We start from the raw sequence: 23,398 nt of genomic DNA, 5'->3' as shown, positions 1-23,398 counted from the left end.
GTCCGGCGGGCGCGGAGCCGACGGAAGGGCCTTTCAGCCCGCGAAGAAACCTTCGATCAGCGACGCCACGCGTGCGGGCTGGTCGTGGTGCAGCATGTGGCCAGCATCCTCGACACGGGCGATGCGGGCGTCGGGCACCTTCTTGAGGCGCTCGTGGTACTCGGCCAGGGTGTAGCGGCCTTTCCACCATTGGCCGAGGCTGTCGTCCGATGCTTCCACCGCCAGAACTGGCGCAGCGATGGCGGCGTACAGCGCCAGCATCTCGTCGCAGCGGAAGATGTGAGCGTTGATGATCTTGTGCGCCGGATCTCCCAGGATTTCCCACCGGTCGCCGCCGTCCGCGTGCGGCCGCGGGGCGGACCAGTGGGCGGCGAGCCAGTCGGCCTTGTCCTGGGAGAGGCGCGGATTCGTCTTCATGAGACGCCGCGCGACGCCGTCGACCGCGGAATAGCTCGCCAGCGCCTTCTCGCCCCGATGCAGGCACTTCTGTTCGTCGATCCATTTGGCGTAGCGCGCGGGCGCCTGGTCGGGCTCGAAGGTGGGCATTCCGAAGCCTTCGAGGTTGACCAGCCGGCGAATTCGCTGCGGGCGGACGCCTGAATATTGCATGGCGACATTGCCCCCCATGCTGTGGCCGACGAGGTCGACGGGGGTGTCGCCCGCATAGTGGTCCAGCAGCCAGTCGAGGTCGGCCAGGTAATCCGGCATCCAGTAGTTGTCGACGTTGCCGCCGGCCGTGAGGCCGAAGCCGCGCCAGTCGGGCGCCAGGACCCAACGCGATTCGGCCAGCGCGTCGACCACGAACTGCCAGGAGGCAGCAACGTCCATCCAGCCATGCAGCAGGACCAGCGGCGGCCGAGCGGGCGCGGGCTCGCCCCACGTGCGCACGTGGTAGCTCAAATTGCGGACGGGAACGAATTCGCTGCGCGAAATGCGGAGGGCTTGGTACATCGGTGTCGATGATAGGGATGCGGCCGCGGCCGCGCAGTCAGGTGCATGACACGGCAACGCGTCTGCGCGCCAGCAGGTAGCATTTCGCCCATGCAAAAAATCCAACTCGGTCAGAGCGACCTCCACGTGACGCCGATCTGCCTCGGCACCATGACCTTCGGTGAGCAGGTCAACGAACCCACCGCCCACGCCATCCTCGATCGCGCGCTCGAACGCGGCGTCGACTTCATCGACACGGCCGAGATGTACGCGGTGCCGGCCCGCAAGGAAACTTTCGGCGCCACCGAAGCCATCATCGGAAACTGGTTCGCCAAGAACCCGGGCATGCGCCAGAAGATCGTGCTGGCGACCAAGGTGGCCGGTCCGTCGCGCGGCATGCCGTGGGTGCGCGAAGGCGGCGGCATGACGGCTGCCGACATCGCCGCCTCGTGCGAGGCCAGCCTGAAGCGCCTCAAGACGGACGTGATCGACCTCTACCAGATCCATTGGCCGGAACGCAATGTGCCCGCCTTCGGCGCGATCTATTACGACCCGACCAAGGAACGGTCCGAGACATCCATCCATGAACAGCTCGAAGCGCTCGGCAAGTTGGTCAAGGCCGGCAAGGTCCGCGCGATCGGCCTGTCCAACGAGACGCCGTATGGCGTGCATGAATTCGTGCGTCTCGCCGAGCAGCATGGCCTGCCGCGCTTGGCGACCGTGCAGAACGTCTACTGCCTGATCAGCCGGGCCCTCGAAAACGGCCTGGACGAAACGATGCATCGTCTGGGCGTCTCGCTGCTGGCCTACTCGCCGTTGGCTTTCGGCCTGCTGACCGGCAAGTACGACCAGAGCGGCGTCGAAGGCCCCGAAGCGCCCAAGGGCGCGCGCATTTCCAGCTACGAGTCGGTGCGCAAGCAGCGCTGGGGCCGGCCCGACGCGCTCGCCGCCGCGCGTCGCTACAACGCCCTGGCGAAAGACCATGGCCTCACGCCGGCCAAGCTGGCGCTGGCGTTCTGCTACACCAAGTGGCAGGTGGCGAGCACCATCATCGGCGTGACCTCCGTGGCGCAGCTCGACGAAGACCTGGACGCCTGGGGCACCCGGCTGTCGGCTGAACTTCTGGCGGAGATCGACAAGATCCGCTGGGAACTGCGCGACCCGGCCGCTTGACCGTTGCGCCGTGAGCAAGAAGACGCACGTCTCCGAAACGCCCGCAACGCAGTTGTTGCGGGCGAACGGGGTCGCGTTCACCGAGCATCCGTACGAGTACCTCGAGCACGGCGGTGCGCAACACAGCGCCGAAGTGCTCGGCCTCGACCCGTTCACGGTGGTCAAGACGCTGGTGATGCAGGACCAGGATGCCAAGCCGCTGATCGTCCTGATGCACGGCAACCGCACGGTCTCGACCAAGAACCTGGCGCGTCAGATCGGCGCCAAGTCGGTCGAGCCCTGCAAGCCCGAAATCGCCAACCGGCACAGCGGCTATCTCGTCGGCGGTACGTCGCCTTTCGGGACGCGGCGCGAGATGCCGGTGTACATCGAGTCGTCCATCCTCGAATTGCCGAAGATCGCGATCAACGGCGGGCGACGCGGCTATCTCGTTGGCATCGACCCGCAGGTCTGCGTCAAGCTGCTCGGCGCCAAGACCGTGCAGTGCGCGCTGGCAGAATAGCCGGCTGCCTCGGCCGAGGCGTGCCGCCGGGTTTGCCGGCCCGGAGACACTGTGAGTTCCTATCTTCCCTCGCTGATCGCGATCGTCCTGTCCTACCTCTTGGGTTCGCTGTCCTTTGCGGTGATCGTCAGCAAAGTCCTCGGCATGGCCGACCCCCGCAGCTATGGCAGCAAGAACCCGGGCGCCACCAATGTGCTGCGATCGGGCAACAAGGGCGCTGCGCTGGCGACGCTGCTGCTCGACGCACTCAAGGGCTGGGTGCCGGTGTTCGCGATCCAGCATTTTGGCCAAGGCTTCGGCATGGGACACGGCACCGCGGCGGTGGCCGGTCTCGCGGCGTTTCTCGGGCACCTCTACCCGGTGTTCTTCGGCTTCCAGGGAGGCAAGGGTGTCGCGACCGCGGCCGGTGCGCTGTTCGGCATCGACTGGCTGCTGGGCCTGGCGACCGGCAGCACCTGGCTGATCATCGCCGTCTTCTTCCGGTATTCGTCGCTGGCCTCCATCGTGGCGGCCTTCTTTGCGCCAGCCTACTATCTCATCGGCGGCGAGATCGCCTGGCCGCTGGATCTCACGGTGCTGCTGGCGCTGGTGTCGATCAGCCTGCTGCTGATCTGGCGGCATCGCGAAAACATCCGCCGGCTCGGTGCCGGCACCGAGTCGAAGCTCGGCTCGAAAAAATAGGAACACCTCATGGCATCCATCCAACGCTTCCACGTCGGCCCGCGCCTCAGCGAGACGGCAGTGCACAACGGCACGATCTACCTTGCCGGACAGGTGCCCGACGACACCTCGCAGGACATCCGCGGCCAGACTGCGCAGGTGCTCGCGATGATCGATCGCCTTCTCGCGGAGGTGGGCAGCAACAAGTCTCGCATCCTGATGACGCAGATCTTCCTCGCCGACATCTCCGAGATCGTCGCGATGAACGAGGTGTGGGATGCGTGGATTCCCGCCGGCAACACGCCGCCGCGCGCGACGGTGCAGGCTGCCATGGCCAACCCGGCCTACAAGATTGAAATCGTGGTGACCGCTGCGGCGGCCTGAGTCGTTAGAAGCGCTTTTCCAGGACCATCTGGTCCGCATCGCGCCGCATCGAGAAGCGGCTGATGAAGCTGTTGCCCAGCAGGACGAAGGGCATCGGCTCCTGGGACACGATGGCTTCCACGTCGTAGACCTCCACGTCGCCGACGCGCACCGAATTCAGGCGCACCCGATAGGCCTGCGTGACGCCGTTGGCGGTATTCATTCGAACCGGCTGCCCCTTGGAGAAGTCGAGGCCGATGCGCTGTGCGTCTGCCGCCGACATCGCCACGGTGGTGGCGCCGGTATCGAGCATGAAGCTGACCGACCGTCCATTGATCGCGCCCTGGGCCATGAAATGCCCGCCGCTCGAAACCGGCAGCACGATGCGGCTGCCCCCGCCGCCGGCTGGTCCACTGCCACCGATGCTCACCGGCGTGTCCATGCGCAAGGCCGCGCGCTTGCCGCCGGCCTCGACGGTGGCCTGTTCGCCCTGAAGCGACACGAGCTTCACCCCCTGAAAAGTCTCGCCGACCGCCACGGTCTTCGGCGCGGCGCCGTCGACGATCAGGATCGCGCGACTGCCGATCGTGCCGGTGAGCGTCACCGATTGGGCGTGCGCGAACGTGCAGGCTGCGGCCAGCAGCAGGGGAATGAGCGCCTTCATCTGGCGCCGCTCAGTCTCTGAAATTGTTGAAGGAAAGCGGCATGTCCGGCACGTCCTTCTTGATCAGCGCCATCGCTGCCTGCAGGTCGTCGCGCTTTGCGCCGGTGACGCGCACCGCATCGCCCTGGATCGCCGCCTGCACCTTGAGCTTGCTGTCCTTGATCAGGCGCTGGATCTTCTTGGCGGTCTCGGATTCGATGCCGTTCTTGACCTTGATCACCTGCTTGACCTTGTCGCCGCCAATCTTCTGGACGTCGCCCTTGTCGAGAAAGCGCACGTCGACGCTGCGCTTGGTCAGTTTGGCGCGCAGGATCTCCTCGACCTGCACGAGCTGGAACTCGGCGTCGCCGATCAGGGTGATTTCCTTGTCCTTGAGTTCGACGGCGGCCGCGGTGCCTTTGAAGTCGAAACGCGTGGCGATTTCCTTGGCGGTGTTCTCCACTGCGTTCTTGACCTCGGGCAAGTTGGGTTCACAAACAGTGTCGAAAGACGGCATGAAGGCTCCGGCAGCAACGGAATTGAATGGGCCACGCGCAGTGGCGCGTGGCGTGCGAATGCGACAATTCTCCCATGATCGTGGAGCACAACGTACCGCTGCAGCAGCACAACAGCTTTGGCATCGTCGCGCGCGCCCAGCACCTGGCGCGCATCACCGGCGAGGCCGACGTTGCCGCGTTGCTGGCCGACGCGCAGTGGCACGCTGCACCTAAGTTCGTGCTGGGTGGCGGCAGCAATATCGTGCTGACAGGCGACGTCAAGCCGCTGGTGCTGAAAGTCGAAATCAAGGGGCTGAAGCTCGTCGAAGAGACCTCGCGCGCATGGATCGTGGAGGCCGGCGCTGGCGAGGCCTGGCACGACACGGTGCTGTGGGCGCTCGAGCAGGGCTATCCGGGCCTTGAAAACCTGGCGCTGATCCCCGGCACGGTGGGAGGCTCGCCGGTGCAGAACATCGGCGCCTATGGCGTCGAACTGCAGGACCGCTTCGATTCGCTCGATGCGATAGACCTCGAGACCGGCCGCACCTTCACGCTGGACGCGGCCCAATGCGCCTTCGGCTACCGGGATTCGGTCTTCAAGCACGTGGCCAGCGGTGGCAACGATTTCGGACTGGCGGGGCGTGCGCTGATTACGCGCGTGCGTTTTCGCCTGCCCAAGCCATGGAAGCCGGTGCTCGGCTATCTCGACCTGGAACGCAAGATGGCCGAAACCGGCAACTTCACCCCGAGCGCCATGGACATCTTCGACTGGGTCTGCGCGATCCGGCGGGCCAAGCTGCCCGACTGGCGCGTGCTCGGCAACGCCGGCAGCTTCTTCAAGAACCCAACCGTGACGCCGGAACAGTGCGCCGACATCATCGCCCGCGACCCGAAGATCGTTCATTACCCGATGGCCGACGGCAGCATCAAGCTGGCGGCCGGCTGGCTGATCGATGCCTGCGGCTGGAAGGGCAAGTCCGTGGGCAATGCGGGCGTGTACGAGCGGCAGGCGCTGGTGCTGGTCAACCGGGGCGGCAAAGCCAACCCCGTGACCGGCGGCGAGGTGATGACGCTGGCCAAGGCGATCCAGACCAGCGTGTACGAGCGCTTCGGCATCCGGCTCGAGCCGGAACCGGTGGTAGTTTGACTCGCCCCCCAGTCTTCGCGCACTTCGTGTCGCTTCGCCCACCCCCTGCCGAGGGCAATACCGGCGGCCCGGCCAAGCCGGTTCCGCGGTATTCCTGGACTTGGGCGTCGGCGCTACTTGGGCTCGTCGTTCTTTAGTTGGGGCAGGGACGCGCCCTGCGTCGCCGACAACAAGCCCGCCTGCGTATAGATCGCCAGCTTGTCACGCGTATCGACGATGTCGAGGTTGCGCATCGTGAGCTGGCCGATGCGGTCGGCCGGCGAGAAGCTGGATTCGCCCTTTTCCATCGTCAGGCGCTCCGGCTTGTACGTGAGGTTGGGCGACACGGTGTTCAGGATCGAGTAGTCGTTGCCGCGGCGCAGCTCCACGGTGACTTCGCCGGTGATGGCGCGCGCGACCCAGCGTTGCGCCGTCTCGCGCAGCATGATCGCCTGCGGGTCGAACCAGCGGCCCTGGTACAGCAGACGGCCGAGGCGGCGGCCGTGGTCGCGGTATTGCTCGATCGTGTCCTCGTTGTGGATGCCCGTCACCAGGCGTTCGTAGGCGATGAACAGCAGCGCAAGGCCGGGTGCCTCGTAGATGCCGCGGCTCTTGGCCTCGATGATGCGGTTCTCGATCTGGTCGCTCATGCCCAGGCCGTGACGGCCGCCGATGCGGTTGGCTTCGAGGATCAGGTCGACGAGGCTCGCGTATTCGACGCCATTGATCGCGACCGGACGGCCTTCGACGAAGCGCACGGTGACTTCCTCACGCTTGACTTCGACTTCGTCCTTCCAGAAGGCGACGCCCATGATCGGCTGCACGATCTTCATGCCGCTGTCCAGGTGCTCGAGATCCTTGGCCTCGTGCGTCGCGCCCAGCATGTTGGAGTCGGTCGAGTAGGCCTTCTCGGCCGACATCTTGTAGGCAAAGCCGGCCTTCTGCATGAACTCCGACATCTCGGCGCGGCCGCCCAGCTCGTCGATGAAGGTCTGGTCCAGCCAGGGCTTGTAGATCTTCAGCGCCGGATTGGTGAGCAGGCCGTAGCGGTAGAAGCGCTCGATGTCGTTGCCCTTGTAGGTGCTCCCGTCGCCCCAGATGTGGACGTCGTCTTCCTTCATCGCCGAGACCAGCATGGTGCCGGTGACGGCGCGCCCCAGGGGGGTGGTGTTGAAATAGGTGACGCCGGCCGTGGTGACGTGGAAGGCGCCGGCCTGCAGTGCGGCGATGCCCTCTGCGGCGAGTTGCGTGCGGCAGTCGATCAGGCGCGCCTTTTCTGCACCGTAGAGCATCGCCTTGCGCGGGATCTCGTCGTAGTCGGGCTCGTCGGGCTGGCCGAGGTTGGCGGTGTAGGCGTAGGGGATCGCGCCCTTGTTGCGCATCCAGTGCAGCGCGGCGCTGGTGTCGAGGCCGCCCGAAAAGGCGATGCCGACCTTCTGGCCGGCGGGAACGTTCTGGAGGATGGTAGACATGCTCGGATTTCCGGTTCAGCCGAAGTGGCAGATGTAGCTGTAGGGCTCGCCGCTCACGCGGATCTGAAACGTGGAGTTGCCCGGCACGCTGAACTTTTCGCCCGCGCCCGAGACCACCCAGTCGTCGCTGCCGGACAGCTTGTATTCGCAACTGCCGGCCGTGCCTTCCATGATTTCCGGCGCGCCGGTATTGAAGGTGAGGGTGGACGGCAGGATCACGCCGACCGATTTCTTGGTGCCGTCAGCGAGCGTGAGGCCGTGGCTCACGCACTTGCCGTCGAAATACACGTTGGCCTTGGTCGATACCGCGGCGCTCTGGAGGAATTCGGTTGTGCTCATTGGATAGGAGGGCCTGGCGCTGGTTGCGGTCGGCAATCAGCCGCGCGTCGTTGCAGGACGCGCCCGTGCAGCAATGGTTGGAAAAGCCCGTGATTTTAGGCTTGCCGGCCGGGCCCCCGGCCCCCGTGGGCGATCAGCGCCAGCGGCCGCCCCAGCCGCGCGAATACCCGAAGCCCAGCGAAATGCCGATCGGCGGGTAGACATAGAACTGCGGATAGGCATAGACCGGTGCAGGGTAGTACGCAGGCGCCGGGTAGTACACCGGAGCGGCCGGATGCACGTAGACGGGAGCGGGTTGGGCATAAACGGGCGCGGGGGCGCCGCGGCCGGATACGACGATGCCCTGTTCGGGAACCACGTTGTCCCAGTTTTGCGGGCCGTTGCTGGAGTTGGGGCCCTGTACGAACTGCGACTGTGCGAATTGCGATTGCGGCGCCACCGGGGAGGTGGTCGCGACGCCGTAGTCTCCGACCTCGATCGAAATGCTCGAACCGGGCGGCGTGGGACTGCGGGTCGTGTACTGGCGACCGGCGTACTCGTAGGTGACGTCGTAGCTGGTGCTGCCGTTGGATTCGGTCACCGGCGAGGCCGAAATGACCCGGGCCAATACCTGTTCCGCCTGTGCGAGCGTGGCTCCTCCCGCCAACGTTGCCAGCACCGAAAGGGCGGCGATTCTGCGAACTATCTTTGTATTCATCTGAAACTCCTGGATCGGGGCGCCGAGCCCCACGCAACCGTGGTTGGATGCGCCCGGGCGAAATGGGTTCAACCGTTTACACAACATGGCTTTTCCGGCTTTTCCATTGGGCGGCATCGAACCCTGTTGTAACGCCGGCCTCGGAGCCCCAGTTGACCACGGGGCGCTTGATCAGGCTCGGGTTGGCGAGCAGCACCGAGCGCGCCGATGCGGCGTCGACGACGGCCGCGCGGGTCTCGTCGTCGAGCCGGCGCCAGGTGGTTCCGCGGCGGTTCACCAGCGCCTCCCAGCCCGGGGCCTTGAGCCACTGATCGAGTTCTTTTTCGGGCACGCCTTCCTTCTTGAAGTCGTGGAATCGGTAGGCGACGCCGTGTTCGTCGAGCCAGGCGCGGGCGCGTTTGACGGTGTCGCAGTTCGGAATGCCATAGAGCGTTTTCATCCGCCGATGATGCCCGCGGCGCGGGTCGGCGACAATTCCGGGCTCCATGAAAACCCTCGCAGACTGGCTCTCGCACGCCGAGCGCTTGCACCCCAAGAACATCGAACTCGGCCTCGACCGGGTCCGCGCGGTCGCCCAGCGGCTGGGCCTTTCCTTCGACTGTCCCGTGATCACGGTGGCGGGCACCAATGGCAAGGGCTCGACCTGCGCCATGCTCGAGTCGATCCTCACGCATGCGGGCTACCGCGCCGCCGTGTTCACCTCGCCTCACCTGGTGCGCTTCGAGGAGCGCCTGCGCCTGTCCGGCGAAGCTGTCGACGGGACGGAACTGGCCCGGCATTTCGAAACGGTGGAGCAAGGCCGCGGCGAGGTCGCGCTGACCTACTTCGAGTTCACCACGCTCGCCATCCTGCTTTGCATCGCGGCGAACAAGCCGGATGTCGCCATTCTCGAAGTCGGCCTCGGCGGTCGGCTGGATGCGGTCAACATCGTCGACGCCGACTGCGCCGTGATCACCAGCATCGACCTCGATCACATGGATTACCTCGGCCCGGATCGCGAGAGCATCGGATTCGAAAAGGCAGGCATCATGCGCGCCGGCCGGCCGGCAGTCGTCAGCGACCCAGTCCCGCCGCAGCGCGTGATCGACCACGCCAACGCGATCGGCGCCGATCTCTGGCTGGTGGGGCGCGACTTCAATGTGTCGGGTGACAAGCAGCAATGGGGCTGGAGCGGCCGCGGCCGGCGCTACAGCGGGCTGGCTTACCCGGCATTGCGCGGCGCGAATCAACTGGTCAACGCGGCGGGCGTGCTGGCGGCGCTGGAATCGCTGCGGCAGCGCTTGCCCATCACCGCGCAGGCGGTGCGCAACGGATTGGCGATGGTCGAGCTGCCGGGGCGCTTCCAGATCGTTCCGGGCGAGCCGACCCTGGTGCTCGACGTGGCGCACAACCCGCACGCGGTCGCGGCGCTGGCCGAGAACCTCGACGCGATGGGCTTCTACCCGACCACCCACGCCGTCTTCGGTGTGATGTCGGACAAGGACGTGGCGCCCATGTTCGCGCGCATCGGGCCGATGATCGACCGCTGGTACTTCACCGATCTGCCGACCGAACGCGCCGCGAAGGCCGACGATCTGCTCGCCCGCTGGCAGGCGCAGAACACGCGTTCAGACGTGGCTGGCAGCGTGCACCGCGCGCCCATGGAGGCGCTGCAGGCGGCCATCGATCGCGCCGACCCCACTGATAGAATCGTGGTCTTCGGATCGTTCTTCACCGTGGGTGGTGTGCTCGAGCACGGAACACCCCGTCTGCGAGCCAGGCACTTGTCTCCAGGCTCCTGAAAAAGCCCTGATTTCCGGCGCCCCTCCACCTCACGCTGCACTCCATCAGGAAAACGAATTTCATGGCGTTCTTCAAGTTCCGCGCACGCGGTCCTCAGGGCAACGAAGGGCGAAACAGCACGCTCGCCGCACCACCGGCGGAGAGCGTCGAAGCGATGCGCCGGCGCGCCCGTCATCGCCTCGTCGGCGCCGCCGTGCTCGTGCTGGTCGGCGTGATCGGCTTCCCACTGCTGTTTGACACCCAGCCGCGTCCCGTCTCGGTCGATATCCCGATCGAGATCCCGGACCGCACGAAGGCCAAGCCCCTTGCATTGCCTTCGACGCCCGCTCCGGCGGCTGCGAGCTCCGCCAACACCGGTGCAAGCAGCGCGCCTGCCTCAGGCGGCGGCATGATCACCGAGTCCGCGGACGGCACCGAGATCCCGTCGGGCAAGCTGCCGCCGTCCGCACCCAGCGTCGAAGCCAAATCCGAACCGGCGCCCGAAGTGAAGCCTCCGCCGAAGGCGGAGGTCAAGCCGGAACCCAAACCCAAGCCCGAAGCCAAGGCTGAAGCCAAGCCCGAGCCCAAGCCGAAGCCGGAGCCCAAGCCCGCAGCGCCCAAGCCGACGCCCGCCGACGACGGCGACGGCGACCGCGCCCGCGCGCTGCTCGAAGGCAAGGGCGCATCCGCCACCTCTGCCAAGCCGGCCGCCGCAGCTGACGAAAACGGCCGCTTCGTGGTGCAAGTCGGCGCTTTCGCCGATGCCGACAAGGCCAAGGAAGTGCGCCAGAAACTCGAAAAGGCCGGACTCAAGACCTACATGCACGTCGCCAAGACGACCGACGGCGAACGCACGCGTGTGCGTGTCGGACCCTTTGGCACGCGTGCCGAGGCTGACCGTGCTGCCAGCAAGGTCAAGGGCTTGTCCTTGCCGGCGGCCGTCCTCAGCTTGTAGCCAGCGCTGACCGACGTGGCCCTGCTCGACTGGATTGCTGTCGCGCTGCTGGTGGTTTCGATGCTGCTGGGGCTGGTGCGGGGCCTGGTGTTCGAAGTGATGCTGCTGGCGGGCTGGGTGGCCGCCTTCCTTTGCGCGCAATGGTTGGCGGAGGACGTGGGCCGGTGGCTGCCCGTCGGCGATCCGGCGGCGACGTGGCGCTATGCGGCCGGCTTCGTTTTGGTGTTCGTGGCCGTGGCGTTCTGCGTGGGGATCGTGGCGTCGCTGACGCGCAAGCTCGTCACCGCGATCGGATTGCGGCCGGTGGATCGTGTTCTCGGCGGCGCCTTCGGCGTGATTCGCGGCGCGGTCGCGCTGCTCGCCGCGGCGGTTGTTGTTCATTTGCTGGCGTTGAGCGACAGTGCCTGGTGGCACGAATCGCGAAGCGCCATTGTTCTCGATGCGGCATTGCAGGGCTTGAAACCCGCTTTGCCTGATAAGTTGGCAAGCTACCTGCCCTGAGAGGATCGCTTCATGTGTGGAATCGTCGGCGTTGTCAGTAACGCTCCCGTCAATCAACTTCTTTACGACGCCTTGCTGCTCCTGCAACATCGCGGGCAGGATGCGGCGGGCATCGTCACGCTGCTGGAGCGCAAGTTCTTCATGCACAAGGCCAAAGGCATGGTGCGCGACGTGTTCCGCACGCGCAACATGCGGGGCCTGCCCGGTGACGTCGGACTGGGCCAGGTGCGCTATCCCACCGCCGGCAATGCCTACAGCGAGGAAGAGGCGCAGCCTTTCTATGTGAACGCGCCCTTCGGCATCGTGCTGGTGCACAACGGCAATCTCACCAACGCGCATGCGCTGCGGGCGGAACTGTTCTCCACGGATCACCGCCACACGAACACCGAGAGTGACTCCGAAGTGCTGCTCAACGTGCTCGCGCATGAAATCGACCGCGCGACGCGCGGCGGTGCACTCAATTCCGCCAACCTGTTCGAAGCGGTGCGCAATGTGCACCGGCGCCTGCGCGGCTCCTACGCAGTCGTGGCGCTAATCGCCGGACACGGCCTGCTGGCGTTCCGCGACCCCTACGGCATCCGCCCACTCGCGATGGGACGCGGCGCCGACGGCACCGTGATGGTGGCGAGCGAATCCGTCGCGCTCGAAGGATCGGGCCATGTGTTCGAACGCAACATCGCGCCAGGCGAAGCAGTGTTCATCGACCTCCAGGGCCAGGTGCACGCCGAGCAGTGCGCCGATTCGCCCACGCTCAACCCCTGCATCTTCGAATTCGTCTATCTGGCGCGTCCCGATTCCGTGCTCGACGGCATCTCGGTCTACCAGGCGCGCCTGAATCTGGGCGAGACGCTGGCCAAGCGCGTGGTCTCGACCGTGCCGCCGAGCGAGATCGACGTCATCATCCCGATCCCCGAATCCAGCCGGCCGAGCGCGACCCAACTCGCGCATCTGGTGGGCGTTCCGTACCGCGAAGGTTTCGTGAAGAACCGCTACGTGGGTCGCACTTTCATCATGCCGGGGCAGGGCGTGCGCAAGAAGTCGGTGCGCCAGAAGCTCAATGTGATCGCCAGCGAATTCAAAGGCCGCAACGTGCTTCTGGTCGACGACTCGATCGTGCGCGGCACCACCAGCCGCGAGATCGTGCAGATGGCGCGCGACGCGGGTGCGCGCAAGGTCTACCTCGCCAGTGCAGCACCACCCGTGCGCTACCCCAACGTTTATGGCATCGACATGCCGACCAAGGATGAACTCGTGGCGCATGACCGCACGGTCGAAGAGATTCGCGAACTGATCGGCTGCGACGCGCTGATCTACCAGGACGTCGACGCCATGAAGCGCGCCATCGGCTCGCTCAATCCGAGGCTCGACGGGTTCGATGCTTCTTGCTTCGACGGCGTCTATGTCACCGGCGACATCGACACCGAAGCCATCACGCGCATGAACGGCAACCGTCCGCGCGTCGAGGAAACCGAGGAAGACTCGTCGCGCCTCGCGCTGCCCAATCTGAGTTGAAAGACAACGTGACCGAACGATCCCTCCCGCCGGGGCTGCACCGCGACACGCTCGCGGTGCGCACGGCGCTCGACCGCAGCCAGTACGGCGAAAACTCCGAGGCCCTGTTTCTGACGAGCAGCTTCGTGCAGCCCGACGCCGAGACTTCGGCTCGCCGTTTCGCCGGCACGGAAGAAGGCTTCACCTACACACGCACCTCGAACCCGACCGTGGCCAGCTTCGAGCGTCGTCTGGCCGCGCTCGAGGGCACCGAGGCCGCCATCGGCGCGTCGAGCGGCATGGGCGCGATCCTCATGATGTGCATGGGGCTGCTGAAGGCAGGCGACCACGTGGTGTGCTCGCGTTCAGTGTTCGGCTCGACGCTCAACCTGATCGGCCGCGAATTCGGCAAGTTCGGCGTCGAGACCACCTTCGTCTCGCAGACCGACGTCGCCGAATGGACTGCGGCGATTCGTCCGACCACCAAACTGCTCTTCGCCGAGACGCCGACCAATCCGCTGACCGACGTCTGCGACATCCGTGCGCTGGCCGATCTTGCGCACAACGCGGGCGCGCTGCTGGTGGTCGACAACTGCTTCTGCTCGCCGGCGCTTCAGCGGCCGACCGAATGGGGTGCCGACCTGGTCATCCACTCGGGCACCAAGTACCTCGAAGGACAAGGCCGCGTGCTTGCCGGCGCGATCTGCGGATCGTCGAAGCTGATCAACGAAGTCTTCGGCCCCGTGGTGCGCACCGCCGGCATGGCGCTGTCGCCGTTCAATGCCTGGGTCGTTCTCAAGGGGCTCGAAACACTCGGCATCCGCATGCAGGCGCATTGCGCCGGCGCCCTCGCGCTGGCGCAGTGGCTCGAAACGCAGCCGGGCATTGCGCGTGTCTACTACCCCGGGCTGGCTTCGCATCCGCAGCACGAGCTGGCGATGCGGCAGCAGGCGGGGCAGGGCGGCGCCGTCGTGTCCTTCGACGTGAAGGGCGATGGTCCGGAATTGGCCCGCGCCAATGCCTTCCAGGTGATTGACAGCACGCGTGTGCTCAGCATCACCGCCAACCTCGGCGACACCAAGACCACCATCACCCATCCAGCCACCACCTCGCACGGGCGTCTCACTGAAGCGCAGCGCCAGGCGGCCGGCATCGGCCAGGGCCTGATCCGCGTCGCGGTGGGCCTGGACCATATCGACGACATCAAGGCCGACCTCCTACGCGGCTTGAGCACCCTGGCATGACACAGAAGACCCGCACCCGTTTCGCTCCTTCGCCGACTGGCTTCATTCACCTCGGCAACATCCGCTCGGCACTCTATCCGTGGGCCTTTGCCCGCTCGACTGGCGGCGACTTCATCCTGCGCATCGAAGACACCGACCTCGAGCGCTCGACGCAAGCCTCGGTCGACGTCATCCTCGAAGGCATGCAGTGGCTGGGCCTCGACCATGACGAAGGCCCGTACTACCAGATGCAGCGCATGGACCGTTACAAGGCGGTGCTTGCCGAACTGCAGGCCGCTGGCCAGGTCTACCCTTGCTACATGAGCGTGGCCGAGCTCGATGCGCTGCGCGAGAAACAGATGGCGGCCAAGGAAAAGCCGCGCTACGACGGCACCTGGCGTCCCGAGCCCGGCAAGACATTGCCGCTGGTACCTGAAGGCGTCCAGCCCGTGTTGCGCTTTCGCAATCCGCAAGGCGGCGTGGTCGCGTGGGACGACAAGGTCAAGGGCCGCATCGAGATCGGCAACGACGAACTCGACGACCTCGTGATTGCGCGTCCAGATGGAACGCCGACGTACAACTTCTGCGTCGTGGTCGATGACATCGACATGGCGATCACGCACGTGATTCGTGGCGACGATCACGTGAACAACACGCCGCGCCAGATCAACATCTTCCGTGCACTCAGCAAGGAGCCGCCCGTGTATGCGCATCTGCCGACCGTGCTCAACGAGCAAGGCGAGAAGATGAGCAAGCGCAATGGCGCGAAGCCCGTCACGCAGTTCCGCGACGAAGGTTTCTTGCCCGATGCGATGGTCAACTATCTTGCACGCCTCGGCTGGAGCCATGGCGATGACGAAATCTTCTCGCGTGCGCAGTTCATCGAGTGGTTCAACCTCGATCATCTCGGTCGCAGTGCTGCGCAGTTCGACGAGGCCAAGCTGCGGTGGGTCAATGCGCAACACCTGAAGGCGATGGCTGACGATGCGTTGGCGCCGCTCGTCGCTGAGCAGTTGCAAAAGCGTGGCATCGTCGCCGATGAACGCCTTTCCGCCATCTGTGGCCTTTTCAAGGATCGCTGCGACACCACCGTCGCTCTCGCGAACTGGGCTGCAGCCTTCTATGCGGACGTGTCCGCGAGCGAAGCGGATCGTGCGCAACATATCACCGATGCGGTGCGGCCCGCCATCGCAACTCTGGCCGACAAGCTCTCGACAGTTGCATGGGAAAAAGTCGCGATTGCATCCGCCATCAAGGAAGTGCTGGCCGCACATGCGCTTAAAATGCCGGCTCTCGCGATGCCTGTACGCGTGCTGGTGATGGGAACATCACAGACACCGTCGCTCGATGCAGTGCTCGCGCTCTTTTCTCGCGAAACTATTTTGAAGAGATTGAAGGAGGCCTGATTTTCAGGCTATAATTTGAGGCTCGACACCCACACGGGGGTATAGCTCAGCTGGGAGAGCGCTTGCATGGCATGCAAGAGGTCAGCGGTTCGATCCCGCTTACCTCCACCAAGGTTGTCGAGTAGAAGAAACAAGCGCTGATCGCAGCGCGGTTCCTAAGTTTTTGACCCTATCGTCTAGAGGCCTAGGACACCACCCTTTCACGGTGGCTACCGGGGTTCGAATCCCCGTAGGGTCGCCAGTTTTCACCGCTTGGTGAAGCGGGCACAAGTCGCAGCACTTGGCTCCATATGGAGCGAACGTTGTCTACCAGGAGTGGTAGTTCAGTTGGTTAGAATACCGGCCTGTCACGCCGGGGGTCGCGGGTTCGAGTCCCGTCCACTCCGCCAAAACGCAGAAAAGCCGTTGCAAATCATTGATTTGCAACGGCTTTTTTCATTGTTGGCCCAATCTCCAGGCCCTGTCCCTCTCGCGCCTCATGCGGCCCACGTTGATCAGCGTCATGGCGAAAGGACCTTAGCTCTTCCGCAGGCTTCGCAGCTTGATGGAGATGGCCTCGTTCAGTTTTTCCAGATTCGTGCTCAGGACCTCGACGGACAAGACCATTCCGGCCTTGTCATCGGCCCTGAATGCCGCTTCGATGGCCTCGCATGCGTGCACGACTTCGGTGGCCTTCACGATGCGCGCCGCGCCTTTGATCTTGTGTGCACACGCCGCGGCCTCTTGCAATGCGTCGGATTGCTGCTTCGCAGAGGGCGCCTCGGTGAGCAAGACAGGCCCTCGCACGCAAGGCGGCACGGGGCTCGGGTTGCCCGTTGTTCAACGTATCTGCGCACGGATGAACGGCAAGATTTCCGTCGACAGCAAGCCGGGGCATGGCACTCGAGCGCTGAGTCGAACTGCGACCGGGCTCCTGCGGAGCCTGAACTCGCCGCAGACCCGGCAAGGCCGCTATGCTGGGCGGCATGACTCCCAAGACGCTGCTCGTGGTCTATCACACGATGACCGGCGGCACTGAGCAGATGGCACAGGCCGCCGTCGAAGGCGCGCGCGACGAACCCGGCGTGCGCGTGCGTCTGCTGCGCGCGCCGGAGACACAGCCCGACGATGTGTTGGGTGCCGACGGCTACATGTTCGCCACGCCCGAAAACCTCGCCGCGATGTCCGGACTGATGAAGGACTTCTTCGACCGCTGCTACTACGCTGCACTCGACCGCGTGAACGGCCGGCCCTACGCCACGCTGGTCTGCGCCGGCAGTGACGGCCAGAACGCCGTGCGGCAGATCGACCGCATCGCCACCGGCTGGCGACTGCGCAGCATCGCGCCGGCATTGATCGTGTGTACCCATGCGCAGACGCCCGAGGCCATCGCCCAGCCCAAGAAGATTGGAGCCGAAGACCTCGCGCAGTGCCGGGAGCTGGGCGCTGCGCTGGCGGCGGGGCTGGCGCTTGGCGTGTACTGACGCCTCCTGACGGGCGAGCGAAGGATGCTCGTGGCCGGCCGCTGCGGCTAGACGGTTCGCATGCCGCCTTGGCACGGCACTCTCGGTCGTCATCAACTAGCGGCTGCGGATCCGGCCGGAAGCCGCGTCCTCTTCAGGAGGGGCTTCACCATCACCAAAGTGCACTTGCGCGGCCGTGGCGGATGTGCATCATCGGGCGTTTCACGAAAGCAACACACGTGAGCGTTCCTCGACTGGCCGAAAGCCTGGGGCGGTTCCTCGTTCTGTGGACCGTTGCAGTCGTGCTGATGCTGATCGGCGATGCCGCGCATTCCGAGGAAGACCATGCGCCCGGCGCACCGCTGGCCGTGGCGAATCGGCCCGTGTTCGTGTTCCGCGCGCCGGCGTTCGGGTTGACGCCGCAGCAGCGGGCGGCCCGCGCGGCGGAACGAATCGGCGATCTGCCGGCAGCCCGGCTCAGGTCACCGGTGGACGTCTCGAGCTTCACCCACGAAGGCGCGCAGGGCTATGCAGTGATGCTCGAAGGCGAAGCCCTGTTCTCTTTGTTCCCCGGTGACCTGGAGCCCGGCGACCCGCCCCTCCAACAGGTCACGGCGAACGCGGCTCGGCGGCTGCACGAGGCGCTCCTGGCACGTTGGGAGCAGGGGAGCGCACGGCAGTTCGGCGTCTCCGTCGCGTGGACGGCCCTCGCGACCTTCATCCTCGTCCTGGTGATCGTCGCGCTACAGCGCCTTGCGCACGCGGTCGCCGCGCGTACGCTGGAGTTCCGCGAGCGTGTGGCGCATCGCCCCTTGCTCGACTGGCGGCGGATTCTCGTGTCGATGCTCGTCCACGTGATCCACTGGATCAAGGTCGCGTTCGCGCTGGTGGCGGTCTACATCTGGCTTGCCTTTGCGCTGGCCCGCTTCCCCTACACCCAGCCCTGGGGCGAGACGCTGGGCAGTTCCATGGTCCGGCTGGTGGGCCGGATGCTGGTCAACGTGCTGCATGCGCTTCCCGATCTCGCGACGGTCGGCCTCATTTTCCTGCTCGCTCACTGGAGCGTGCGAGGCCTGCATGCGATGTTCGAGGCGGCGAGGGTGCGGGGTGTCACGTCGGCTGCACTGCAGGCCGACACCATCGGCGCTACGCGCCGGGTGAGCGCGGTGTTCGTATGGGTCTTCGCGTTGGTGGTCGCGTACCCGTTCGTTCCCGGGTCTCATTCGGACGCGTTCAAGGGCATCAGCGTCTTCTTCGGCGTGCTGGTGACCTTGGGTTCCTCGGGCCTGGTTTCCCAGATCATGGCGGGCTTCGTGCTGATTTACTCGCGTGCCCTGCGCGCGGGCGACTGGGTGCAGATCGGCGATGCGGAGGGCTACGTCGTGGATCTGGGCGCGCTCTCGACCAAGCTCCGGACTCGTCTGGACCAGGAAATCACCCTGCCCAATTCGGTGGTCATCGCCACGCGCATCGTCAACCAGAGCGACACGCGGAAGGCGCCCGGCGTGTCGCTGTCGAGTTCGGTGACGATCGGCTACGACGCGCCATGGCGCCAGGTCCACGCCATGCTCGAGATGGCCGCGAAGCGCACGCCGGACCTGCTCGAAACGCCCGAGCCGACCGTGCGGCAGATACGGCTGCTCGACTTCTACGTGGAGTACGAGCTCAACGTCTTCATGCGCGTCGGGGCGTTCAAGTTCGACGTGCTCTCGGCCCTGCACACCAACATCCAGGACGTCTTCAATGAATACGGCGTGCAGATCATGTCGCCCAACTTCGTGACGCAGCCCGACGAGCCGGTCCTGGTGCCGAAAGACCGGTGGTACACGCCCCCCGCCGACTGATGGCCCGAAGGTCTCGGGGGGTGCAATCAGGCCCGCATGTCGGCGCGAATCATGTCCGCCGCCTTCTCGCCGATCATGATGGTCGGCGCGTTGGTGTTGCCGCCGCACAAGGTCGGCATGATGGATGCGTCGACCACGCGCAGACCCTCGACGCCGTGCACGCGAAGCCGCTCATCGACCACCGCGGCCGGATCGCTGGCCACGCCCATCTTGCAGGTGCCGACAGGGTGGTATTGCGTGTCGGCGCGATTGCGGATGTCCTCGGCAATGGCGGCGGAGTCGTTGCGATTGACCGGGTAGAGCATCTTGCCCCGGTAGGGATCGAAGGGGCTCGCCTCCAGGATGTCCATCTGAAGCTGCACGCCCTTCACCAGCAGGTCGAGATCGCGCTGGTCGTCGAGGAACTTCGGGTCGATGAGCGGCGCCGCGCGCGGATCGCGGCTGGCCAGTCTCACGTTGCCGCGGCTGTGGGGGCGCAGCACCTCGATGTGGCAGGAGTAGCCGTGGCCGAGATGCACCTTGCGGCTGTGGTCGTCGACCAACGCCACCACGAAGACCAATTGCAGGTCCGGCACGCTCACGCTCGGTGACGAGCGCACGAACGCACCCGATTCGGCGTAGTTGGTCGTGACGAGGCCCGTTCGATGCTTCTTCCACTCCGGGATGGCGCGCGCCACCTTCAGGCCGCCGCGCAGGGACAGCCCGACGGTCGGTGAATCGCTGCGCGCGCGATAGCTCTGCACGTGGTCGATGTGATCCTGCAGGTTCTCGCCGACGCCTTGCAGGTCGCCGATCACCGGAATGCCCATCCGCTGAAGCGCCGCGCCGGGGCCGATACCCGACAGCATCAGGAGCTGGGGCGAGCCGAAGGCGCCGGAGGAGAGGATCACTTCGCGACGCGCGCGAACCTGCTTCTCGGCCCCGGCAGCCGTGTAGGTGACGCCGCACGCGCGGCGTCCTTCGAAATCGATGCGCGAGCTCAGCGCATTGGTTTTCACGCACAGGTTCGGGCGCGCGAGATGGGGCGTGATGTAACCCTTGGCAGCGCTGCAGCGCTCGCCGTTTTTCTGCGTCACCTGGTACATGAAGGAGCCGAACTGCTCGGCGCCGTTGTAGTCGGCCACGTTGGGCACGCCCTTCATCGCCGCTGCTCCCAGAAAGGCCTTGTTCAGCGCGCTGGGGCTGCGAAGCTCCGCGACGTTGAGCGGACCGCTGCTGCCGTGGTAGCTGCAGTTTCCGTGGGTCTCGTTGGCCTCTGCGCGCTTGAAGTAGGGCAGGACGTCCTCATACGACCAGCCCCGATTGCCGAGCGAGGCCCAGTGGTCGTAGTCCCAGCGGTTTCCACGGACGTACAGCATCGCGTTGGTCGAACTCGATCCGCCCAGCACCTTGCCGCGCGGCTGGTAGCCCCGGCGGCCGTTGAGCCCTTTCTGCGGCACGGTCTTGAACGCCCAGTTCTTGTACGGAATCGGCAGCATGGCCACGACGCCGGCCGGTGCGTGGATGAAGACGCTGCTGTCCGCGCTGCCGGCTTCCAGCAGGCAGACCGTCACCCGGGGGTCCTCGCTCAGGCGTGACGCAACGACGCAGCCGGCCGAGCCGCCACCCACGACGACGTAGTCGAATTCCTCGATGCTCATGCTGTCTCTTTGGAGTTGGATGGGGTGGCGTGTGGTGCCGCAAGCTGGGGGTCGCCATGGCGGAGGAAGAACTTCAGTGCAAGTCGCTGGACGAACGTTCCGTAGGGCGGGTAGAAGAGGTCGATGGGGAAGAAGCGCTGGCGCTGGAACACGGTCTTCGCATGCGAGAGTTCACGGAAGCCTTCCTCGCCGTGATAGGTGCCCATGCCCGAGTTGCCGATGCCGCCGAAGGGCGCATCGTGGTTCACCACCTGCCAGCCCCAGTCGTTGACTGCGACGCCGCCCGAGTGCGTGCGGCGCAGCAAGTGGTCGCGCTCGCCGCCATCGTGGCTGAAACAGTACAGGGCCAGCGGGCGAGGGCGCTCGTTGATGAAGGCAATGGCTTCGTCCATGGTGTCGTACGGCACGATGGGCAGGATGGGGCCGAAGAGTTCCTCCTGCATCACGCGCATGTCGGGCGTCATGCCCGTCACGATGTGCAGGGGCATCTGACGACCTTCCCCGGCGGGCAGGGGGGCGCAGGGCTCGACCCTGGCGCCCTTGGCGCGTGCGTCGTCCAGCAGCGACTTCACGCGCTGGAATTGCCGGTCGTTGACGACGGCGGTGTAGTTCGCATTGCCGTCCGTGCGGTTGCCGTAGAAGCGATCAAAGGTGCGCCGCACGCCCGCGATGAAATCGTCGACGCGTTCGCGCGGCACCAGCGCGTAGTCGGGCGACACGCAGATCTGCCCGCAGTTGGCGGACTTGCCGTGCGTGATGCGCGTGGCCGCATCGCCGACGGGGTAGTTGCGCGTGACCACCGCCGGGGACTTGCCGCCGAGTTCGAGCGTGACCGGCGTCAGGTTGTCCGCAGCGGTGCGCATCACGATGCGCCCCACGGCCGGCGAACCGGTGAACACGATGTGATTGAAGGGCAGCGAGGTGAAGGCGTTGGGGTCTGCGAGTTCTTCGCCCACGACGGCCACCAGGTCCTCGGGGAAGACCTCCGCCAGCAGGGTCTTGAGCGCTGCGTTCGTCGCCGGCGTGACCTCGGGCATCTTGATCATCACGCGGTTGCCTGCGGTGAGCGCCGCCGTGAGCGGCCCCAGGGCCAGGTAGATCGGGAAGTTCCACGGCACGATGATGCCGACCACGCCCTTGGGTTGGTAGCGCACCTCGACGCGGTTGCTGAGGAACAGCAGTTCGGTCGAGCGGCGGCTTCGCTTCATCCAGCGACGCACGTGCGAGATGGCGTGGTTGAGTTCCAGCATCGAACCCAGCATGTCGAGCATCTTCGACTCGGCTTCCGAGCGGTATCCGAAGTCGCTGCTCATGGCCTCGGCCAGCACGTCCTGGTGGCGCTGGACCTGGCGCTTCAACGCCTTGAGGCGCGCTTGCCGCTCATCGACGCTGGGGTAGGGCTGCTCGCTGAAAGCCGCTTGCTGCACGGCAAAGATGCGCAGCACGCGTTCGTTCGCGGCGGCCGCGGCTGCATGCCGCATGTCTGTGGTGTCGTTCAAAACGTGTCTCCTTGTTTTTCGCGGAACGCCGAGGGGAGTGCCGCGCCTAGCCTTCGAATTTAGGGCTTCCCCTGAGCAACGCCTAGGTTCAAGTTCGACACATTGGGGTGAAAATCTGCCAAAACATCCGTCACTGACGGTTCCTTATCACCGTGTCCAAAGAAGCTCTCGCCAGCAAACCGGCTGCGCCGCGCATCGTGAGTCGCTACGGAAGCGACCTGGATGCGCCGACGCACAGCATGCTGGGGCTGGCGGCGCTGGTCGATGCGCTGGCGGCCCTCGGCGTTGGTGTGGACGCGATCTTCGAGGGAACTGGCATCGCCTCGGGCGCCATCGCCGATCCGGAGGCGCGCATCTCCCATCGGCAGAAGATCGCGCTGTTCGACAACGTGATGCGCCTGAGCCCGGAACCGGCGATCGGCCTGATCGCCGGGCGGCGCCAGCGCATCTCGGATTTCGGCGTCTTCGGCTATGCGGTCCTGACCAGCGCGACGCTGGCCGATGCCGTCACCTTCGGAATCCAGCACGTGCGGCTGGTCGGCCCCGTGCTCGAAAAGAGCTTTCGGGTCGAGGGCGAGGTGGCCATCTTCGAAGGGCACGACGTCATGGCGCTGGGCCCGCTGCTGCCCCTCGCATCGGAGTTCTGGTTCAGTTCGATCCACGCCTTGTTCTGCCGCGTTCTCGAGCGCCCCTACGAGAGTCGACGGCTCTTGCTGCCCTATCCGGCGCCGTCATACGCACGGCTTTACGAAGAGGTGTTGCTCTGCCCCGTGGAGTTCGACGCGGGCGTCATGCAATGGGAGTTCGACGCTGAGCTGCTGAACCTGCCGCTGCCCAATGCCAATCCCATCACGGCCGACGTGTGCGCGAGTTTCTGCGCCCGCATGCTGGAAGACATCGGCCAGGAGCATGCGCTGGTCAAGACCATCAAGGAGGCCTGCCTCAACCGGATGGACGACCTGCCGCGCGCAGAGCAGATGGCCGGGCAACTGCATCTGTCGACGCGCACGCTGCACCGCCGCCTCGTCGACGCCGGCACCAGCTACCAGGCCATCATCGATGGCATCCGCGAGCGGCTTGCCATCGAATTCCTCGAACGAACGGACCTGTCGGTCGACGAGATCGCCGAGCGCAGCGGGTTTTCCGACGTGTCGAATTTCCGCAAGGCGTTCAAGAAGTGGACCGGCCAGACGCCGGCCTACTTCCGCGATCGCGGACGTTGACGATTCCGACT

The 23,398-nt window shown here is 65.5% G+C and carries 25 protein-coding genes and 3 tRNA genes; 18 read left to right on the top strand and 10 right to left on the bottom strand.

Going from position 1 to position 23,398, the window contains the following annotated elements:
• Positions 1-33: 33 nt before the first annotated feature.
• A complete protein-coding gene (locus QTI04_RS25425) occupies positions 34-951 on the bottom strand; it encodes an alpha/beta fold hydrolase (protein WP_286617976.1) in 918 nt (305 codons plus the stop codon).
• Between the two features lie 90 nt (positions 952-1,041).
• On the opposite strand from QTI04_RS25425, the gene QTI04_RS25420 reads away from it, so the two are divergent.
• From QTI04_RS25420 to QTI04_RS25405, 4 genes are read left to right on the top strand one after another with little or no spacing between them, the layout of a single operon-like run.
• The gene (locus QTI04_RS25420) at positions 1,042-2,103 is read left to right on the top strand and encodes an aldo/keto reductase (RefSeq protein ID WP_286617975.1); all 1,062 of its coding nucleotides are present in this window, start codon (positions 1,042-1,044) and stop codon (positions 2,101-2,103) included.
• 10 nt (positions 2,104-2,113) lie between these two features.
• Positions 2,114-2,605 carry an aminoacyl-tRNA deacylase gene (locus QTI04_RS25415; protein ID WP_286617974.1) on the top strand — a complete coding sequence of 164 codons (492 nt, stop codon included), beginning with the start codon at positions 2,114-2,116 and terminating at the stop codon, positions 2,603-2,605.
• 51 nt (positions 2,606-2,656) lie between these two features.
• On the top strand, positions 2,657-3,286 hold the full coding sequence (gene plsY / locus QTI04_RS25410; RefSeq protein ID WP_286604435.1) for a glycerol-3-phosphate 1-O-acyltransferase PlsY: 630 nt from the start codon (positions 2,657-2,659) through the stop codon (positions 3,284-3,286).
• Positions 3,287-3,295: 9 nt separating this feature from the next.
• Positions 3,296-3,649, top strand: coding sequence for a RidA family protein (locus QTI04_RS25405; protein WP_286604436.1), 354 nt, complete (start codon positions 3,296-3,298; stop codon positions 3,647-3,649).
• A 4-nt stretch (positions 3,650-3,653) separates the two neighbouring features.
• On the opposite strand, the gene QTI04_RS25400 is transcribed toward QTI04_RS25405, so the two are convergent.
• Positions 3,654-4,292 (bottom strand): TIGR02281 family clan AA aspartic protease, encoded by a 639-nt coding sequence (locus QTI04_RS25400; protein ID WP_286617973.1) that lies wholly within the window; start codon positions 4,290-4,292, stop codon positions 3,654-3,656.
• Positions 4,293-4,302: 10 nt separating this feature from the next.
• Positions 4,303-4,788 (bottom strand): YajQ family cyclic di-GMP-binding protein, encoded by a 486-nt coding sequence (locus QTI04_RS25395; protein WP_286617972.1) that lies wholly within the window; start codon positions 4,786-4,788, stop codon positions 4,303-4,305.
• A 74-nt stretch (positions 4,789-4,862) separates the two neighbouring features.
• On the opposite strand from QTI04_RS25395, the gene murB reads away from it, so the two are divergent.
• Positions 4,863-5,915: a UDP-N-acetylmuramate dehydrogenase gene (gene murB, locus QTI04_RS25390; RefSeq protein ID WP_286604441.1), complete on the top strand. Its 1,053-nt coding sequence runs from the start codon at positions 4,863-4,865 to the stop codon at positions 5,913-5,915.
• A gap of 113 nt (positions 5,916-6,028) precedes the next feature.
• On the opposite strand, the gene argG is transcribed toward murB, so the two are convergent.
• From argG to QTI04_RS25370, 4 genes are all read right to left on the bottom strand, one after another.
• Positions 6,029-7,366 (bottom strand): argininosuccinate synthase, encoded by a 1,338-nt coding sequence (gene argG, locus QTI04_RS25385; RefSeq protein ID WP_286604444.1) that lies wholly within the window; start codon positions 7,364-7,366, stop codon positions 6,029-6,031.
• 15 nt (positions 7,367-7,381) lie between these two features.
• Complete coding sequence (locus tag QTI04_RS25380) at positions 7,382-7,705, bottom strand: pyrimidine/purine nucleoside phosphorylase (protein WP_286604447.1); 324 nt, start codon at positions 7,703-7,705, stop codon at positions 7,382-7,384.
• A gap of 133 nt (positions 7,706-7,838) precedes the next feature.
• Positions 7,839-8,402, bottom strand: coding sequence for a hypothetical protein (locus QTI04_RS25375; protein ID WP_286617971.1), 564 nt, complete (start codon positions 8,400-8,402; stop codon positions 7,839-7,841).
• A gap of 76 nt (positions 8,403-8,478) precedes the next feature.
• On the bottom strand, positions 8,479-8,841 hold the full coding sequence (locus QTI04_RS25370) for an ArsC family reductase (protein WP_286617970.1): 363 nt from the start codon (positions 8,839-8,841) through the stop codon (positions 8,479-8,481).
• A 46-nt stretch (positions 8,842-8,887) separates the two neighbouring features.
• Here QTI04_RS25370 and folC point away from each other — a divergent pair, with 46 nt between their 5' ends.
• The 9 genes from folC to QTI04_RS25325 all read left to right on the top strand — a co-directional run bounded on the left by folC (position 8,888) and on the right by QTI04_RS25325 (position 16,128).
• Entirely contained in the window at positions 8,888-10,183 is a 1,296-nt protein-coding gene (gene folC / locus QTI04_RS25365; protein WP_369292803.1) for a bifunctional tetrahydrofolate synthase/dihydrofolate synthase, read from the top strand.
• 62 nt (positions 10,184-10,245) lie between these two features.
• The gene (locus QTI04_RS25360) at positions 10,246-11,118 is read left to right on the top strand and encodes an SPOR domain-containing protein (protein WP_286617969.1); all 873 of its coding nucleotides are present in this window, start codon (positions 10,246-10,248) and stop codon (positions 11,116-11,118) included.
• 15 nt (positions 11,119-11,133) lie between these two features.
• A complete protein-coding gene (locus tag QTI04_RS25355; protein ID WP_286617968.1) occupies positions 11,134-11,619 on the top strand; it encodes a CvpA family protein in 486 nt (161 codons plus the stop codon).
• A 12-nt stretch (positions 11,620-11,631) separates the two neighbouring features.
• Entirely contained in the window at positions 11,632-13,131 is a 1,500-nt protein-coding gene (gene purF, locus QTI04_RS25350; protein WP_286617967.1) for an amidophosphoribosyltransferase, read from the top strand.
• 8 nt (positions 13,132-13,139) lie between these two features.
• Positions 13,140-14,354, top strand: a complete 1,215-nt coding sequence (locus tag QTI04_RS25345) for an O-succinylhomoserine sulfhydrylase (RefSeq protein WP_286617966.1) — start codon at positions 13,140-13,142, stop codon at positions 14,352-14,354.
• Complete coding sequence (gene gltX, locus QTI04_RS25340; RefSeq protein ID WP_286617965.1) at positions 14,351-15,739, top strand: glutamate--tRNA ligase; 1,389 nt, start codon at positions 14,351-14,353, stop codon at positions 15,737-15,739. Before QTI04_RS25345 ends, gltX begins: the two co-directional genes overlap by 4 nt.
• Positions 15,740-15,774: 35 nt before the next feature.
• Positions 15,775-15,850: transfer RNA gene (locus tag QTI04_RS25335), tRNA-Ala, on the top strand.
• A gap of 54 nt (positions 15,851-15,904) precedes the next feature.
• A tRNA-Glu gene (locus QTI04_RS25330) sits at positions 15,905-15,980 on the top strand.
• Between the two features lie 71 nt (positions 15,981-16,051).
• Positions 16,052-16,128 (top strand) — tRNA-Asp (locus QTI04_RS25325).
• A 127-nt stretch (positions 16,129-16,255) separates the two neighbouring features.
• Here the strand turns inward: QTI04_RS25325 and QTI04_RS25320 are convergent.
• On the bottom strand, positions 16,256-16,510 hold the full coding sequence (locus tag QTI04_RS25320; RefSeq protein ID WP_286617964.1) for an Hpt domain-containing protein: 255 nt from the start codon (positions 16,508-16,510) through the stop codon (positions 16,256-16,258).
• On the opposite strand from QTI04_RS25320, the gene QTI04_RS34210 reads away from it, so the two are divergent.
• The 3 genes from QTI04_RS34210 to QTI04_RS25310 all read left to right on the top strand — a co-directional run bounded on the left by QTI04_RS34210 (position 16,419) and on the right by QTI04_RS25310 (position 19,025).
• On the top strand, positions 16,419-16,757 hold the full coding sequence (locus QTI04_RS34210) for an ATP-binding protein (RefSeq protein ID WP_336621903.1): 339 nt from the start codon (positions 16,419-16,421) through the stop codon (positions 16,755-16,757). The genes QTI04_RS25320 and QTI04_RS34210 overlap by 92 nt on opposite strands.
• On the top strand, positions 16,705-17,202 hold the full coding sequence (locus QTI04_RS25315; RefSeq protein WP_286604188.1) for a flavodoxin family protein: 498 nt from the start codon (positions 16,705-16,707) through the stop codon (positions 17,200-17,202). The genes QTI04_RS34210 and QTI04_RS25315 overlap by 53 nt, the downstream gene beginning before the upstream one ends.
• A 218-nt stretch (positions 17,203-17,420) precedes the next feature.
• On the top strand, positions 17,421-19,025 hold the full coding sequence (locus tag QTI04_RS25310) for a mechanosensitive ion channel family protein (protein WP_286617963.1): 1,605 nt from the start codon (positions 17,421-17,423) through the stop codon (positions 19,023-19,025).
• Between the two features lie 26 nt (positions 19,026-19,051).
• On the opposite strand, the gene QTI04_RS25305 is transcribed toward QTI04_RS25310, so the two are convergent.
• Together QTI04_RS25305 and QTI04_RS25300 are read right to left on the bottom strand one after the other, a co-directional pair.
• Complete coding sequence (locus tag QTI04_RS25305; RefSeq protein WP_286617962.1) at positions 19,052-20,665, bottom strand: GMC family oxidoreductase; 1,614 nt, start codon at positions 20,663-20,665, stop codon at positions 19,052-19,054.
• Complete coding sequence (locus tag QTI04_RS25300; RefSeq protein ID WP_286617961.1) at positions 20,662-22,164, bottom strand: coniferyl aldehyde dehydrogenase; 1,503 nt, start codon at positions 22,162-22,164, stop codon at positions 20,662-20,664. Before QTI04_RS25300 ends, QTI04_RS25305 begins: the two co-directional genes overlap by 4 nt.
• 152 nt (positions 22,165-22,316) lie before the next feature.
• Between QTI04_RS25300 and QTI04_RS25295 the strand changes: the two genes are divergently transcribed.
• Positions 22,317-23,387, top strand: coding sequence for an AraC family transcriptional regulator (locus QTI04_RS25295; protein WP_286604193.1), 1,071 nt, complete (start codon positions 22,317-22,319; stop codon positions 23,385-23,387).
• Positions 23,388-23,398: the final 11 nt, after the last annotated feature.

It is taken from the genome of Variovorax sp. J22R115 (assembly GCF_030317005.1).
Classification (GTDB): domain Bacteria; phylum Pseudomonadota; class Gammaproteobacteria; order Burkholderiales; family Burkholderiaceae_C; genus Variovorax.
Note: the sequence above shows the minus strand (reverse complement) of the source record. Positions and strands in the feature narration are given on the sequence as shown.